This window comes from Chryseobacterium sp. TQ-BC-N36 (assembly GCF_058382295.1).
In genome coordinates this window covers 4,211,263-4,227,500 of the sequence record NZ_CM178175.1, presented here as the reverse complement: position 1 = coordinate 4,227,500, position 16,238 = coordinate 4,211,263, and the positions used below count along the sequence as shown (strand labels likewise).

The following is a 16,238-nucleotide window of genomic DNA, read 5'->3' as shown; positions in this document are numbered from 1 at the left end:
ATATCTGCGGATCAATTCGTGTGTGCCAATCCCCGCAGCTTTTCGCAGCTTACCACGTCCTTCGTCGCCTCTGAAAGCCTAGGCATCCGCCATACGCCCTTAACGATTTCTTTCCTATTGGTTACTCAAGCGCTTTATGCGCTCGGTTTTCTCTTTGTGATGTCTTTACCGTTAATGTCAATGATCTTAATGTCTTCTTTTCCTACTGATGAACAAATGTTGTTGTTGGCTCCATTCGTAACTTTTAAATCAGTATTCCAAAACTGTGGAGAATAAGGGAGTCGAACCCTTGACCTCCTGCGTGCAAGGCAGGCGCTCTAGCCAGCTGAGCTAATTCCCCCTCTAGGTTGATTTGAGATTTCAGGTTTGTGATTTGATATTCATACATAACGAATTTCAAATTTCAAATATCTAATTTCAAATCACTTAATTAGTAGTCTCGGGCAGGCTCGAACTGCCGACCTCTACATTATCAGTGTAGCGCTCTAACCAGCTGAGCTACGAGACTCTGTTAGATTTGAGATTCATTATTTGATATTTGATATCCTAAACTTTAAATCTCGAACTTCAAATTTCAAATTCTATAATCTCTTGTCTCTCTATCCCTTTACTAATTTCTAGTGGGTGTTTTATTTTTATATAACCAACCAAACAAAAAACTAAAGCTATACTTTAAGTAAGTATTATGTATCTTACGATACTGATTTTGTTTAACGTCCAAAGACGCTCTAAAATGAGATGTTCCAGCCGCACCTTCCGGTACGGCTACCTTGTTACGACTTAGCCCTAGTTACCTGTTTTACCCTAGGCAGCTCCTGTTACGGTCACCGACTTCAGGTACCCCAGACTTCCATGGCTTGACGGGCGGTGTGTACAAGGCCCGGGAACGTATTCACCGCGCCATGGCTGATGCGCGATTACTAGCGATTCCAGCTTCATAGAGTCGAGTTGCAGACTCCAATCCGAACTGAGACCGGCTTTCGAGATTTGCATCACTTCGCAGTGTAGCTGCCCTCTGTACCGGCCATTGTATTACGTGTGTGGCCCAAGGCGTAAGGGCCGTGATGATTTGACGTCATCCCCACCTTCCTCTCTACTTGCGTAGGCAGTCTCACTAGAGTCCCCAACTTAATGATGGCAACTAGTGACAGGGGTTGCGCTCGTTGCAGGACTTAACCTAACACCTCACGGCACGAGCTGACGACAACCATGCAGCACCTTGAAAAATGTCCGAAGAAAAGTCTATTTCTAAACCTGTCATTTCCCATTTAAGCCTTGGTAAGGTTCCTCGCGTATCATCGAATTAAACCACATAATCCACCGCTTGTGCGGGCCCCCGTCAATTCCTTTGAGTTTCAAACTTGCGTTCGTACTCCCCAGGTGGCTAACTTATCACTTTCGCTTAGTCTCTGAAGCTTGCGCTCCAAAAACGAGTTAGCATCGTTTACGGCGTGGACTACCAGGGTATCTAATCCTGTTCGCTCCCCACGCTTTCGTCCATCAGCGTCAGTTGTTGCTTAGTAACCTGCCTTCGCAATTGGTGTTCTAAGTAATATCTATGCATTTCACCGCTACACTACTTATTCCAGCTACTTCAACAACACTCAAGACCTGCAGTATCAATGGCAGTTTCACAGTTAAGCTGTGAGATTTCACCACTGACTTACAGATCCGCCTACGGACCCTTTAAACCCAATAAATCCGGATAACGCTTGCACCCTCCGTATTACCGCGGCTGCTGGCACGGAGTTAGCCGGTGCTTATTCGTATAGTACCTTCAGCTAGATACACGTATCTAGGTTTATCCCTATACAAAAGAAGTTTACAACCCATAGGGCCGTCGTCCTTCACGCGGGATGGCTGGATCAGGCTCGCACCCATTGTCCAATATTCCTCACTGCTGCCTCCCGTAGGAGTCTGGTCCGTGTCTCAGTACCAGTGTGGGGGATCACCCTCTCAGGCCCCCTAAAGATCGCAGACTTGGTGAGCCGTTACCTCACCAACTATCTAATCTTGCGCGTGCCCATCTCTATCCACCGGAGTTTTCAATATCCATCGATGCCGACAAATATATTATGGGGTATTAATCTTCCTTTCGAAAGGCTATCCCCCTGATAAAGGCAGGTTGCACACGTGTTCCGCACCCGTACGCCGCTCTCAAGATCCCGAAAGATCTCTACCGCTCGGCTTGCATGTGTTAGGCCTCCCGCTAGCGTTCATCCTGAGCCAGGATCAAACTCTCCATTGTATGTTTGTCTGACTCACTCAAAGTTTTTAACGCTTTAGTTTTTCCTTACTTGGTTGTTATATTGTATGTCAATGATCTTTATATCTTTCGCTTTTTACGAGGCAATCTATCTGTCAGTGTCGCTCCGTATTTGCGAGTGCAAAAGTAAAACTTTATTTCTTAATGACCAAATGTTTCTAAAGAAAATTTTAAAGTTTTTTAAGTAACCTTAATTCCTTTACTAACCCTTAATCATCCTACTCCTGCGCTCCCTTAATTGGGACTGCAAAGATACAAACTCTTTTTTATCTCGCAACTCTTTTTTTAAAAAAAGTTTAAAGTTTTTTTTCGCCTGTCTCTTGTGAAGTAAATAATGTTTTTGCCCATCTAAAGGCTCTCCTGCGCTACTGATCTACTCTCGTTTTCAGTGGGGCAAAGATAGTAACTTCTCATAACGCAAAACAAGTTTATTGAACTTAAATTTTACATTACGGTGATATTTGTTCCTAAAGGACTGGGTAGCAGGGGGAAAAATTTTAAACATTTGTTTAGGGTATTGGGTGGGAGGGTATGAGAGTTTGAGCGTGGGAGGGTTTGAGGGTGGGAGAAAGAGAGAATGGTGATGCGGGATGCGGGGGTACGGGGTGTGGGGTTGACCATTGATCAAAATAGTGTATATATTATATAATAGAGAACAGACTATATAAGAAAACAGGATTTCTTCGAAAAATTAAGAATTATGCCTGATTCCTATTGAATTGATGATACACCATATTATATATCAAACACAGCATTCTCACTCCGCAGAAGTCCGGACAAAACTTTTCCGTAGCATGACACGGTTAATACCAACTGTTAAAAAGATTTTGGACATTATCCTGCCAACTTACATCCTTTAAGAACTCTGGTCTAAAAGTTTGGATTCCTGCAGAATGACACAAGGGGAATAAAGGCTTGTACCCACTAACCCGAAGCTCGCAACACAATAACCCGAACACTATATTCTCCTACCACGAAATTCATCATTCATCATTAACGACTCCTTCCCTAGCCCTGATAGAAATGGTTACCCCGCAGCAGGAGCTGGAGCGCAGGAGGGTTTGAGCGTGGAATAGCGCTGGCGCGAGGAGTATGAATGGATAGCAGGATTAAGCTCCGAAATAAAGTGGGAATGTGGGAGTGTTGGAGAGTGAGAGAGTTTGAGTGTGAAAAAGGTTTAAGAATATTGGTGAAGAGAGATATAAAAAAGAGGAATATGAAATTCTTATGGATTTTCTGCAGTATCTAAAAAAACATTCCGTAAGAATCTTAGTAATAGTAATTCTTACGGAATGGGGATAAAACGAAGTTATATTTTTATTAGTTCAAGACGTATGATGTACCATCTCTTCCATCTTTTAATTCTATTCCTTCTGCAAGCAGTTTATCTCTGATTTGATCTGAAAGCTCGAAGTTTTTGGATTTTCTTGCCTGATTTCTCAATTCGATCAAAACTTTCAGGGTCTGATCCAGTTTTTCATTGTTATTCTCTTCTACGGTTTGCAATCCCAGAACGTCAAAGATAAAAGCATTGAGTGTAGTTTTCAAATCTTCAAGGTCATCTGTTGAGATCGTTTCCTTACCATCATTTAAAGCAAAGATGTATTTCACCGCTTCAAACAGGTGAGCGATCAGGATTGGAGAATTGAAGTCATCAGTTAAAGCTTCATATGCTTTATTTTTCCATTCCTGCAGATTGAATCCGGATTGTTTTGTATCATCCGGAGTAATAGAATTCAATACTTTCACTGCTTCCATTAATCTGATGAATCCTTTTTCACTGGCTATCATGGCATCGTTTGAAATATCCAGAACGCTTCTGTAGTGCGCCTGCAGGAAGCAGAAACGTACAATTGAAGGGTGGAAAGGTTTTTCAAAGAAGTCATTATCTCCTGTAACCAGCTGCATCGGCAGGATATAGTTTCCTGTAGATTTGCTCATACGCTGAGAATTCATCGTCAGCATATTGGCATGCATCCAGTAATTCACCGGCGCAGCATCATTGCAGGCTTTTCCTTGTGCAATTTCACATTCGTGGTGTGGGAATTTAAGATCCATTCCTCCTCCATGGATATCGAATGTTTCACCTAAATATTTAGTACTCATTGCAGTACATTCAAGATGCCATCCAGGAAAACCTTCTCCCCAAGGGGAATTCCATCTCATGATGTGAGCTGGGGATGCTTTTTTCCACAAGGCAAAATCCTGTGGATTTTTCTTTTCCCCCTGCCCGTCAAGGTCTCTGGTATTGGCAAAAAGTTCTTCTATATTACGTTTTGAAAGTTCGCCATAATTCAAACCTCTCCTATTGTATTCCAATACATCAAAGTACACTGACCCGTTGCTTTCATAAGCAAAACCTCTTTCAATCAGTTTTTGAGTCAATTCGATCTGTTCTACAATATGTCCTGTTGCTGTAGGTTCGATATTCGGTGGTAAAAGATTGAACATATCCAATACCTTGTGGAAATCTACGGTATATTTCTGTACAATTTCCATAGGTTCCAGTTTCTCAAGTCTGGTCTGTTTCACGAACCTGTCGTTATCTACATTCCCATCATCGGTAAGGTGACCCGCATCAGTAATATTTCTTACATATCTTACTTTATACCCCAAATGCATCAGGGTACGATAAATAAAATCGAAAGAAAGAAAAGTCCTTACATTTCCTAAATGCACATTACTGTACACTGTAGGTCCGCATACATACATACCGACATTTCCTTCTAAGATAGGTTTGAATATTTCTTTTTCCGCAGTAAGGGAGTTATATATTTTTAATTGCATTTATTTTAAGTTAAAAAGATTTAATGATTTTAAAGATTCAAAAATGAGTTAAATTACTTCTGTCACAACAGATAATTGTTGTGATAAAAATTTTATCTGAAACTTTTTTAAATTTTATCATAATTAAATCGCTTTTAAATGATGCTGCAGATGATCTACATAATCATTGATAATAAACTCCAATGTAAAAACCTGAGGTTTTGTTTTGGTAGTATCACAGGTTCTTTGTAGTGCTTCATCCGGAATATTTTCAACTACATGAACGATCTGATAGTTCAAAGATTTCCACAGATCGATAAGGTCTGTAGTAGGAACATTCTGATAGTTCTGAGCTTTCACCCAAAAGTTCTGATCATAAACAATATTCTCGTTCTCTTTGTATTGGGTAACAACAAATCTACGGATATTTGTTAAAGCACTGTCACAAAGATGGCCAATAATTTCTTTTTTGGACCATTTTTCCGGAGAACTTTTATACGACCATTCCTGTTCAGAGATATTTTGGAATCTCTGAAGCTCGGCATCAATAATATTTTTAAGGAATTGGTAGTTCATTTTTTATTAATCTAGTTTTGCATGGCTTCCAACATAATGTAAGAACTCCTGTCTTGTAATAGGGTTTGTTCTGAAAATACCACTTAATTCTGCTGTAATTGTAGAACTTGCCGTATCTTTTATTCCTCTGCAGTTGACACAAAGATGCTTGGCATCAATGATACAGGCTACATCTTTTGTTCCTAAAGCTTCTTTCAAAGCGTCTACAATCTGCATGGTAAGCCTCTCCTGAACCTGAGGCCTTTTTGCATAGTAATCAACAATTCTGTTAATTTTTGAAAGACCGATTACTTCTCCATTGGATATATAAGCAACATGAGCTCTTCCTATAATGGGCAAAAAGTGGTGTTCACAGAAAGAATATACGGTGATATCTTTTTCCACCAACATCTGGCGGTATTTATATTTATTGGAGAAAGTGGAGATTCCTGGTTTATTTTCGGGAAGAAGTCCTCCGAAAATCTCATTTACATACATTTTAGCAACACGTCTTGGAGAGTCTTTCAGAGAATCATCTGTCATATCTAACCCTAACGTTTCCATAATTTCGCCAAAAAGCTCAGTAATTTTTTCAACTTTTTCCTGTGGCGATTTATCAAAAGCATCTTTCCTTATAGGCGTATGTTCTTTTCCAGTGAAAATATCATCGTCGTTATCAGTAAAATCAACCATTTTTATTTAATTTGCAGCAAAAATACGGATAATATCGGTTCATCTATATTCAATTGAGATGAAAAACATTATCTTTTGTAACCCGTCCTTATTAACAACCTATGATTATTGTCGAAGAAGTACAAAACCGACTCCATAAAAGGGAATTTCTTGAATTCCCGGCCCGTCTTTATCGGGATGACAAAAATTATATCCGCCCTTTAGACAAGCACATTGAAGAAATTTTTGATCCTGAGAAAAATAAATTCTTTAAAAACGGAGAATGCAAAAGATTTCTGTTCAAAAAGAATAACAAAACGGTTGGTAAAGTAGCTGTTTTTATCAATGGCTGCTATGAGCAAAAACAGTCTACCGGAGGAATCGGTTTTTTCGACTGTATTAATGATCAGGAAACGGCCAATTTTATTTTTGACCATTGTAAAAACTGGCTTCACAAAAAGAGAATGGAGGCAATGGACGGACCTATCAATTTTGGAGAAAGAGACAAATTTTGGGGTCTTTTAACTGAAGGTTTTATTGAACCCCTGTTTGGGATGAATTACAATTTCCCTTATTATAAAGATCTTTTTGAGAATTATGGTTTTCAGATTTATTTTGAGCAGCTTTGTTTTACCCGACCTGTGTTTGCAGAAGTATCCCGGATTTTCAAGATTGCTCATGAAAAAAACAGAAGAAATCCTGCTATTTCTGCCCAACCTATGAAGAAGAATAACCTGCCCAAGTTTGCCAAAGACTTTACAGAGATTTATAATAAAGCATGGGCTTCGCATGGGGAAGGAAAGCATCTGGAAGAAGCAAAAGTTCTGAAAATGTTCAACACCATGAAACCTATCATCAATGAGCATATTTCATGGTTTGTCTATGAAAACGAGACACCTATTGCTATGTGGATCAATATTCCGGACCTCAACCAGTGGTTTAAATATCTGAACGGGAAATTCGGATTTTTTGAAAAACTTAAATTTTTGCTGTTGAAACACCTTAAAAAGAATGAAAAAATGGTGGGACTTGTTTTTGGGGTAGTCCCTGACTGGCAGAAGAAAGGCATTGACGGGTATATGATATGGGAAGGAACCCAGCATTTGAGGAAGCATACAGATTTTACAATTACAGAACTACAGTGGATTGGTGATTTTAATCCGAAAATGATTAAGATTGCAGAAACGCTTGATACGACTGTGACTAGAAAACTGGCTACTTATCGGTATTTATTTGACAGAAATAAGGAATTTGAGAGGCATCCGAAATTATAATTACGAATATTTCAGATTTATTTCAGCATTGCAACAAAATTCATGAACCATTAGTTTTTTATTTGTAAATTTGAATGCTAAAATTTAAAAACTATAAACAAAACATGAAGAAGATTATTATTTGTGCTTTATTTACATCTTCAATATTGGCACATGCTCAGTTTTCCTTATCTAACAACGGGTTGGGGCTCCCTCAAGATAATACCATTTTCAATAAAGTGAATTCTCCAAATGGAGGAAAAACTCTTTCTTATGATGATATCATCGGTACACCATACTATGGAAAAGAGTTTTCACCTGCTAAATTCTCAGGTACAGACGAAACAGCTCCGGCCAGATATAACTCTTTTAAAGATGAAGTAGAGTTTCAAAAAGATGATAAAATTTTTGTTCTTCCTAAAAATGATACTTTCTCAAAGATTACATTTACAAACTCGAAAGATATTTTAGTAAGGTTAGATTCAGGAGATGATCTATCAGGATATTTTTTTGAATTAGTTGATGGTAAATACAGTCTTTATAAAAAGGTTAAAACAAAATTTATTGATGCTGCTCCTGCTGTAAATTCATACGCTACGGACAGACCTGCTTCATTTAAAAGTTTAGATCCTGTATATTATATCAAAACACCTAATGGTTTTGTAAAAAAGACCAAAACAGCAAAGGATATCATTAAAGAACTTCCAGATAGAAAAGATGATTTGGAATCTTACTTCAAATCAAACAAAACAAAATTTGATAAACAAGAAGACTTAGTCAAACTAGTTAATTTCTTAGATGGAAAATTATAGCCTAAAATTCAGGCTTAAAAAATAAAAAGAGGCTGTCTCAAAAGTGAGGCAGTCTTTTTTGTTTGGATAAAAAAAGGAAAGCTTTTGCTTTCCTAATAGTTGCAAATTGATTAATTTGTTGTGTGTTAAGTAATTCAAAGGTAGTCTTTAAAGATTATAATCCCAAGCAAAATTTTCTTTTTCCTCCTAATTTGTCAGAGCTGATAGAAAATAATCACCCTGTACGAACTGTCTCAGCTGTTATAGATGGTTTGGACATCAGTAATTTACTTCGTAATTATAAACCCGGGGGCACATCCGCTATTTGTGTAATATTTATTCGAGTAGAAAGCTGGAACAGGCACTCAAAGAGAATGTTCATTTTATGTGGCTAAGCGCCATAAACCGTCCTGATCATAATACTTTGAGCCGTTTCAGAAGTGAGAGGTTAAAAGGAGAACTCAAAGAGATCTTCGCGCAAATTGTATTATATCTGGAGAAAGAAGGTCTGGTAAGCCTGCAAACCATCTTTACAGACGGGACTAAAATAGAAGCCAATGCCAATCGTTACACATTTGTATGGGGAAAGGTTATCAAAAGAATAAAGAACGTATAGAGTCCCAACTTGAAGATTTGTGGAACTACACTCAGGATAAAGTCGAAATAGAAACCGGCTTGATTACTATTGCGCATAATCTTAGAAAATTGGATCTGACAGGATAAAAAAATCCTTCCTTTGCTTTATTCTGCAATAATAACTCAAAAATATGATCTAAAAAAAATAAATTCATTGAAAAATATGAGTTATAAAAAAATACGGCCATAAAAAAGGCTGTCATTTTGAGACAGCCTCATTTCATTTTTGGTACTTTTATTAGAATAGCTCACCGGCTACTTTTTTAATATTGTCACTTTTCCCCATGGAGTAAAAGTGCAAAACCGGAACTCCGAAGTCCAGCAATTCTTTACATTGAGCAATGGCCCATTCTATTCCGATTTGTTTTACTGCTTCATTATTTTTTGCATTTTCCACTTCATTGATCAGTTCTTCGGGAAGGTCTATTTTAAACACTTGTGGCAGAATTTTCAAATGCTTCTTGGTGGCAATAGGTTTGATGCCCGGAATAATCGGAACGGTAATTCCCATTTCTCTTGCTTTCTGAACGAATTCTATATACTTTTTATTGTCAAAGAACATCTGGGTAACAATATAATCTGCTCCGGCATCTACTTTTTGCTTCAGCCATTTGAGATCATAATTCATGGAAGGAGCTTCCATATGTTTTTCCGGGTAGCCGGCAACACCAATGCAGAATTTATTTAATTCATCACTAACCTGCTCTTCATTATGAAGATATTTTCCTCTTCCGAGGTCATTAATCTGATTGACCAGATCCATTGCACTTGCATGTCCTCCCTGAGTAGGTTCGAAATACTGATGTCCTTTCATAGCATCTCCTCTTAAAGCCATCACATTATCTATCCCCAGATACATACAGTCTACCAATAAATATTCTGTTTCTTCTTTCGTGAATCCTCCACAAAGAAGATGTGGAACCGTATCTACATTGTATTTATGCTGAATGGCCGCACAAATTCCTAAGGTTCCCGGGCGCATTCTTGTAATACGGCGTTCCATAAGGCCATTTCCTTTATCGATGTAAATATACTCCTCTCTGGATGTTGTAACATCAATAAAAGGTGGTTTGAATTCCATTAACGGATCGATATTCGTGTAAAGGTCTTCAATCCCGATTCCTTTCTGTGGCGGAACAACTTCTAAAGAGAATAAAGTTTTTCCATTTGCATTTTTAATGTGTTCTGTTATCTTCATGTCAATGTTAATCTGCTAAATTTGGTGACAACCATTTTTTTGCTTCCTGGATGCTACAGCCTCTTCTTGCTGCATAATCTTCAAGCTGGTCTTCTGTAATTTTTCCTAATCCGAAATATTTGGCATGTGGACTTCCAAAATAGTATCCGGAAACAGATGCTGTTGGGAACATGGCAAGGCTTTCTGTAAGGAAAACCCCAGTATTCTCTTCTACTTTTAAAAGATCCCAGATAGTTTTCTTTTCCAGATGGTCCGGACAAGCCGGATATCCCGGTGCCGGACGGATTCCTTTATATTTTTCGGCAATAAGCTCTTCGTTGCTTAAGTTTTCCTGATTGGCATATCCCCAGTATTCTGTTCGGACTTTTTTATGTAAGAATTCGGCATATGCCTCTGCAAAACGGTCAGCTAAAGCTTTTACCATAATGGAATTGTAATCATCATTTGCTTTTTCATATTCGGCAGACAGTTCATCAGTTCCAAAACCTGTTGTTACACAGAATGCTCCCATATAATCAGTTTTTCCTGAGCTTTGAGGAGCAATGAAATCACTCAAGGCCAGATATTCTTTTCCTTTTGATCTTTGAGCCTGCTGTCTGAGAGTTAAAAACCTGGCTTTTTCATTATTATTTTCATCAAAAATCAGGATATCATCAGATTCATTGGAGTTGGCTTTAAAGATTCCGAAGATGGCTTTTGCCGTCAACAATTTCTCATCCAGAATTCTTTTCAGAATCACCTGAGCATCTTTAAATAATTCTTTTGCCTGAACGCCCACAACCTCATCTTCCAGAATATTCGGATACTTCCCATGGAGATCCCAGCTCCTGAAAAACGGAGACCAGTCGATAAAAGGAACCAACTCATTCAGATCCTGGTTTTCGATCACTTTTATTCCTAAATTATTCGGGGTGAAGATTTCTTCGTTTTCCCAGTCGATCTTAAAATGATTTTCTCTGGCTTCTTTGATGGAAACATAATCTTTGTCTACCTGTCTGTTCAGAAATTTTTCCCTGAAATCGGAATAGTCATTCTTTAAATCCGAAACGTATTCTTTATTTCTATCTCCCAACAAAGCGCTTACCACATTTACAGCTCTTGAGGCATCATTTACGTGAACAACAGCATTTTTATATTTTAAATCGATTTTCACTGCGGTATGTGCTTTTGAAGTGGTAGCACCACCGATCAATAAAGGAAAATCTAAATTCTGTCTTTCCAATTCTGATGCGATATACACCATTTCATCCAGACTTGGGGTAATCAGTCCACTTAATCCTATAACATCTACTTTTTCTTCAATAGCAGTCTGTATAATTTTTTCCGCAGGCACCATTACTCCAAGGTCGACAATTTCATAGTTGTTACAGCCAAGAACAACACTTACGATATTTTTACCGATATCATGAACGTCACCTTTTACGGTTGCCATTAATATTTTTCCATTGGCGGGTTTTGTTCCGTCTTTTTCTGCTTCAATAAAAGGCTGTAAATAAGCCACCGCTTTTTTCATTACTCTTGCTGACTTTACCACCTGTGGAAGAAACATTTTTCCGCTTCCGAATAAATCTCCTACCACTCCCATTCCTGTCATCAGATTCACTTCAATAACATGAAGGGGTCTTTCTGCCAATAGTCTTGCTTCTTCTACATCTTCTTCAATAAAACGGTCGATTCCTTTGACCAAGGCATGGGTAATTCTTTCCTGCAAAGGATTATTTCTCCATTCCAGGTCCTCAGTTTTTTCTTTTTTTACGGATTTATGCTTCTCAGAATAGTCCAGAAGTCTTTCTGTTGCATCATCTCTTCTATCCAGAATCACATCTTCAACGAGTTCCAGCAATTCTTTATTGATTTCATCATATACTTCCAGCATAGCCGGGTTTACAATACCGATGTTCATTCCCGCCTGAATGGCGTGATAAAGGAACACAGAGTGCATTGCTTCTCTTACGGTATCATTTCCACGGAAAGAGAAAGAAACATTGCTCACTCCCCCGCTTACAGAAGCATAAGGAAGGTTTTGCCTTACCCAGCGTGTGGCTTCAATAAAGTCGATAGCGTTTCGTCTGTGTTCTTCCATTCCGGTTGCCACCGGAAATATATTTAGGTCAAAAATGATATCTTCAGCAGGAAAACCAATCTGATTTACCAGAATATCATAGGATCTTTTTGAAATTTCAATTCTCCGTTCAAGATTGTCGGCTTGCCCCACCTCATCAAATGCCATTACAATAACTGCCGCTCCATACCTTTTAATGGCTTTGGCATGTTTGATAAATTCTTCTTCTCCTTCTTTCAAACTGATAGAATTTACTACACATTTTCCCTGAGCAACCTGAAGACCTGCTTCAAGAATTTCCCATTTGGAGGAATCTACCATAATCGGAATTCTTGCGATATCCGGTTCAGAGGCTATTAAGTTCAGGAATTTGATCATGGAAGCTTTTCCATCAATCAATCCATCATCAAAGTTCACGTCCAGAATCTGGGCGCCTCCTTCTACCTGATGGCGGGCAATATCTAATGCTTCGGAGAATTTCTCCTCTTTGATCAGTCGTAAAAACTTTTTGGATCCGGCAACATTCGTCCTTTCACCAACATTGATGAAATTACTCTCCGGTGTTATGATAAGAGGCTCAAGGCCTGATAATCTTAAATACTTCATTTTATTCTTCTAAAATATAGTAGGCATTATTGGCATTCTGCCTCAATAAATCCCTATGCTTACTTAAAGCTGTAATCAACGGAAATCTTTTGTAAGCTAAATTGTGCTCTTTAGCAAATTCTTCGATTTCCTCAGTAATTTCGTTGTAATACATATAACTGTAGTTTGGAAACAGATGATGGGCTACATGAAAATTAAAGTTTCCCAATACATTTCTTACAAACCAGTTATTTTCTGTTAAATCATTGGTCACCTCCAATTGGTGACGAAGCCAGCTGAACGGAAGGCCGTTCTCTTTATTTAACCTTGGAAAGGCATTATCAGGAAGCGGATGCAAAGGCAGTAACACAAACAATGCAAAAATACTTGCTGAAATTACCTGTAAAAACCACGCTCCTAAAGCTAATCCTATTGATACTTTAAAGAACACAACGGGAACCACAATCTGATAAAAGAAATAGAACAGCTTATAACTCACCATTTTCACTTTTTCAACAACAGGTATTCTTCCCTGGGTTTTTAAAATCACTCTTTCCTTATCAAAGAAATCCCGAAAGTCTCTTATAAACATCCAGTTGAACAAATACAGCGGATATACTAAGAAAAAGAACTTATGCTGATACTTCTGAATTCCTTTCGCTTTAATCCATGGAACGATCAGGAGTAATCCGCTCTGTTCGATATCTGTATCCCATCCATCTACATTTGGGTAAGCATGGTGACTTGCGATATGTCTTTTTTTCCAGATATAGGAATTGGCTCCTATAAAATCAAAAATGTGGAGAACCAGAGCATTCAGCTTTTTACTTTTATAGATGTTGTTATGGGCTGCTTCATGGATTAAGTTTAAATAAATTAAAACCAGAGAAATTCCCATTAAAACAAAACTCAGAATATAGGCCCAATGCTTTTCAGCATTCAAAACAGCCAGAAAATATAAGCCAATATAAACCAGTGGGAGTATTACCGCTTTGATCTGAATATAGATATCCCTGTTTTCAGAAATGGCTTCTACTCTTTTGTTCACTTTCTTTCTAAGCTCATTAAATAATCTGACATCTTCCGAATCTTTTAAATAAATTGGCTTTTCCATATATTTAACTTTGTGGTTTACTTAAAGTTAACATTTATAATCCAGCCTTCATTCTTGATTTTAATTAAAAAAATCTATCAAATCACACAAATTCCTTCAATTTCCTCGGTGGGTAATCTTTCACCAGCTCCGCAATTGCTTTAATATGTTCGGGCGTTGTTCCGCAGCATCCTCCGATAATATTGATCAAGCCTTTTTCCACATATTCTCTGATCTGTCTTGCCATATCTTCGGGTGTTTCATCATATTTTCCGAAAGCATTCGGTAAGCCGGCATTCGGATATGCTGAAACATAGAATTCTGAATTATGGGCCAGTGTTTCAAGATAAGGAGTAAGCTGATCTGCTCCCAATGCACAGTTAAAACCTACGCTTAGTAAATTCAGGTGTGAGACAGAAATCAGAAAAGCTTCTGCCGTCTGTCCGCTCAATGTTCTTCCTGAAGCATCGGTAATGGTTCCTGAAACCATGATCGGAATTTTAATTCCTCTTTCATCCTGCAATTCATCAATGGCAAACAAAGCTGCTTTTGCATTTAAGGTATCAAAGATGGTTTCTACCAGAAGGATATCTGAACCTCCATCCAGTAACGCTTCACATTGCTGCTTGTATGCTACTCTTAATTCTTCAAAAGTAATAGCTCTGTATCCGGGATCATTAACATCAGGACTCAAACTTGCCGTTCTGTTCGTAGGGCCGATAGATCCTGCCACAAATCTCGGTTTGTCCGGATTTTTTGCTGTGTATTCATCACAGGCCTTTCTGGCAATTTTTGCCGATTCATAGTTCAGTTCATATACCAGATCTTCCATATGATAATCTGCCATGGCAATGGTAGTTCCTGAAAACGTATTGGTCTCAATAATGTCTGCCCCTGCTTCAAGATATTTCTTGTGAACTTCTTCAATGGCCTGAGGCTGTGTCAGAGAAAGCAGGTCATTGTTTCCTTTTACCGGATGTTCCCAATCCTTGAAACGCTCTCCGCGGTAATCTTCTTCTTCAAACTTATACCTCTGAAGCATCGTTCCCATGGCACCGTCAAGAATTAAAATTCTTTCGGATAGAGCTTTATATAATTGTTCTGAATTTTTCATTTTTAAATGTTTGATTAAATTCTGTTTCTATTGAATTAATCCAACGCCTGCTTAAGGTCCGCAATGATATCCTCTACATTTTCCAAACCTACTGAGCAGCGCACCAATCCTGCTGTAATCCCTACTTCATTTCTTTCTTCGTCTGAAAGCTTGGAGTGTGTAGTGGATGCCGGATGCGTAACGATCGTTCTTGTATCACCTAAGTTGGCAGACAGTGAACACATCTGTATCTTATCTAAAAAGGCTCTTCCGCCTTCTATTCCGCCTTTTATTTCAAAGGCTACGATATTTCCTCCAAGCTTCATCTGCTTTTTGGCGACTTCATAACTTGGGTGGGATTTAAGAAATGGATATTTTACGAGCTCTACATTCGGATGACTTTCTAAGAACTCAGCTACCTTCAATGCATTTTCGCAGTGTTTTTCTACACGGATAGCCAGTGTTTCAAAACTTTTTGATAATACCCATGCATTAAAAGGAGACAATGCAGGTCCTGTATTTCTTGCAAAAAGATAAATTTCTCTGATCAGATCTTCTTTTCCTACAGCTATTCCTCCTAATACCCTTCCCTGACCGTCAATCAGCTTTGTTGCTGAGTGTACAACAATATCTGCACCATATTTGATTGGCTGCTGAAGATAAGGTGTTGCAAAACAGTTATCTACAACAAATATAAGATTATGTTTTTTGGCGATCTGACCGAAAAACTCAAGATCCAGAATTTCAATAGCCGGATTGGTAGGGGTTTCAAGGTATAAGATCTTTGTATTAGGTTTGATATATTGTTCAACATTCGCTGCATCTTCTGCTTTGAAATAAGAAGTTTCAATATTCCATTTTGGGAAATATTTGGTGAACAAGGTGTGTGTCGACCCGAATACAGACTGACAGCTTACGATATGATCACCCGCATTTAACAAAGCTGCAAATGTAGAATAGATGGCTGCCATTCCTGTCGCAAAGGCATATCCTGCTTCTGCCCCTTCCATTTTAGCGATCTTATCTGTAAATTCTGTTACATTTGGATTGGAGAAACGGCTGTATAAATTTTTAGGTTTTTCTTCTGCAAAGCTTGCTCTCATATCTTCCGCATCCTGAAATATAAAACTGGAGGTAAGATATAGCGGCGTAGAATGCTCGTCAAACTGAGTTCTTTCAGTCTGGGTTCTTATTGCTGATGTTTCAAAATTTTCCATATAGTTTTAATTTGTCAATTTACCAATGTATCAATCTAACAGTTTAACAAT

Annotated in this window: 10 protein-coding genes, 2 tRNA genes, 2 rRNA genes and 1 pseudogene (1 of these 15 running past the window's edge); 3 read left to right on the top strand and 12 right to left on the bottom strand. The window is 38.3% G+C overall.

Going from position 1 to position 16,238, the window contains the following annotated elements; translation table 11 throughout:
* The 7 genes from AC3FI7_RS19030 to folE form a co-directional block, all read right to left on the bottom strand.
* Positions 1–113, bottom strand: a 23S ribosomal RNA gene (locus tag AC3FI7_RS19030) (it extends 2,640 nt beyond the left edge of the window).
* Between the two features lie 153 nt (positions 114–266).
* Positions 267–340: transfer RNA gene (locus tag AC3FI7_RS19025), tRNA-Ala, on the bottom strand.
* A gap of 94 nt (positions 341–434) precedes the next feature.
* Positions 435–508 (bottom strand) — tRNA-Ile (locus tag AC3FI7_RS19020).
* A gap of 223 nt (positions 509–731) precedes the next feature.
* Positions 732–2,248 (bottom strand): 16S ribosomal RNA (locus tag AC3FI7_RS19015).
* Together the 16S and 23S rRNA genes with 2 tRNA genes alongside form the textbook arrangement of a ribosomal RNA operon.
* A 1,338-nt stretch (positions 2,249–3,586) precedes the next feature.
* Positions 3,587–5,053 carry a cysteine--tRNA ligase gene (gene cysS, locus AC3FI7_RS19010; RefSeq protein ID WP_491460692.1) on the bottom strand — a complete coding sequence of 489 codons (1,467 nt, stop codon included), beginning with the start codon at positions 5,051–5,053 and terminating at the stop codon, positions 3,587–3,589.
* Positions 5,054–5,176: 123 nt separating this feature from the next.
* Positions 5,177–5,608 carry a DinB family protein gene (locus AC3FI7_RS19005; RefSeq protein ID WP_491460691.1) on the bottom strand — a complete coding sequence of 144 codons (432 nt, stop codon included), beginning with the start codon at positions 5,606–5,608 and terminating at the stop codon, positions 5,177–5,179.
* Positions 5,609–5,614: 6 nt separating this feature from the next.
* Entirely contained in the window at positions 5,615–6,280 is a 666-nt protein-coding gene (gene folE, locus AC3FI7_RS19000) for a GTP cyclohydrolase I FolE (RefSeq protein ID WP_142725394.1), read from the bottom strand.
* Between the two features lie 101 nt (positions 6,281–6,381).
* Between folE and AC3FI7_RS18995 the strand changes: the two genes are divergently transcribed.
* From AC3FI7_RS18995 to AC3FI7_RS18985, 3 genes and pseudogenes are all read left to right on the top strand, one after another.
* Positions 6,382–7,533 (top strand): hypothetical protein, encoded by a 1,152-nt coding sequence (locus tag AC3FI7_RS18995; RefSeq protein ID WP_491460690.1) that lies wholly within the window; start codon positions 6,382–6,384, stop codon positions 7,531–7,533.
* A gap of 104 nt (positions 7,534–7,637) precedes the next feature.
* On the top strand, positions 7,638–8,324 hold the full coding sequence (locus AC3FI7_RS18990; protein WP_491460689.1) for a hypothetical protein: 687 nt from the start codon (positions 7,638–7,640) through the stop codon (positions 8,322–8,324).
* Between the two features lie 122 nt (positions 8,325–8,446).
* Positions 8,447–8,972, top strand: a pseudogene (locus AC3FI7_RS18985) (transposase); the annotation flags it as partial.
* Positions 8,973–9,177: 205 nt separating this feature from the next.
* On the opposite strand, the gene metF reads toward AC3FI7_RS18985, so the two are convergent.
* The 5 genes from metF to AC3FI7_RS18960 all read right to left on the bottom strand — a co-directional run bounded on the left by metF (position 9,178) and on the right by AC3FI7_RS18960 (position 16,187).
* Positions 9,178–10,137: a methylenetetrahydrofolate reductase [NAD(P)H] gene (metF, locus tag AC3FI7_RS18980; RefSeq protein ID WP_142725392.1), complete on the bottom strand. Its 960-nt coding sequence runs from the start codon at positions 10,135–10,137 to the stop codon at positions 9,178–9,180.
* Between the two features lie 7 nt (positions 10,138–10,144).
* Positions 10,145–12,805 carry a methionine synthase gene (metH, locus tag AC3FI7_RS18975; protein ID WP_343660078.1) on the bottom strand — a complete coding sequence of 887 codons (2,661 nt, stop codon included), beginning with the start codon at positions 12,803–12,805 and terminating at the stop codon, positions 10,145–10,147.
* Position 12,806: 1 nt separating this feature from the next.
* A complete protein-coding gene (locus AC3FI7_RS18970) occupies positions 12,807–13,898 on the bottom strand; it encodes a fatty acid desaturase family protein (protein ID WP_491460688.1) in 1,092 nt (363 codons plus the stop codon).
* An 82-nt stretch (positions 13,899–13,980) separates the two neighbouring features.
* The gene (locus tag AC3FI7_RS18965; RefSeq protein ID WP_278351485.1) at positions 13,981–14,991 is read right to left on the bottom strand and encodes a homocysteine S-methyltransferase family protein; all 1,011 of its coding nucleotides are present in this window, start codon (positions 14,989–14,991) and stop codon (positions 13,981–13,983) included.
* Positions 14,992–15,026: 35 nt separating this feature from the next.
* Positions 15,027–16,187 carry an O-succinylhomoserine sulfhydrylase gene (locus AC3FI7_RS18960; RefSeq protein WP_491460687.1) on the bottom strand — a complete coding sequence of 387 codons (1,161 nt, stop codon included), beginning with the start codon at positions 16,185–16,187 and terminating at the stop codon, positions 15,027–15,029.
* Between the last annotated feature and the right edge of the window lie 51 nt (positions 16,188–16,238).

Bases quoted from the DNA above. Each gene is read 5' to 3' on its own strand.
- metH (WP_343660078.1), bottom strand. From the start codon at position 12,805: ATGAAGTATTTAAGATTATCAGGCCTTGAGCCTCTTATCATAACACCG.
- folE (WP_142725394.1), bottom strand. From the start codon at position 6,280: ATGGTTGATTTTACTGATAACGACGATGATATTTTCACTGGAAAAGAA.
- AC3FI7_RS18970 (WP_491460688.1), bottom strand. From the start codon at position 13,898: ATGGAAAAGCCAATTTATTTAAAAGATTCGGAAGATGTCAGATTATTT.
- metF (WP_142725392.1), bottom strand. From the start codon at position 10,137: ATGAAGATAACAGAACACATTAAAAATGCAAATGGAAAAACTTTATTC.
- AC3FI7_RS18965 (WP_278351485.1), bottom strand. From the start codon at position 14,991: ATGAAAAATTCAGAACAATTATATAAAGCTCTATCCGAAAGAATTTTA.
- AC3FI7_RS18995 (WP_491460690.1), top strand. From the start codon at position 6,382: ATGATTATTGTCGAAGAAGTACAAAACCGACTCCATAAAAGGGAATTT.
- cysS (WP_491460692.1), bottom strand. From the start codon at position 5,053: ATGCAATTAAAAATATATAACTCCCTTACTGCGGAAAAAGAAATATTC.
- AC3FI7_RS18990 (WP_491460689.1), top strand. From the start codon at position 7,638: ATGAAGAAGATTATTATTTGTGCTTTATTTACATCTTCAATATTGGCA.
- AC3FI7_RS19005 (WP_491460691.1), bottom strand. From the start codon at position 5,608: ATGAACTACCAATTCCTTAAAAATATTATTGATGCCGAGCTTCAGAGA.
- AC3FI7_RS18960 (WP_491460687.1), bottom strand. From the start codon at position 16,187: ATGGAAAATTTTGAAACATCAGCAATAAGAACCCAGACTGAAAGAACT.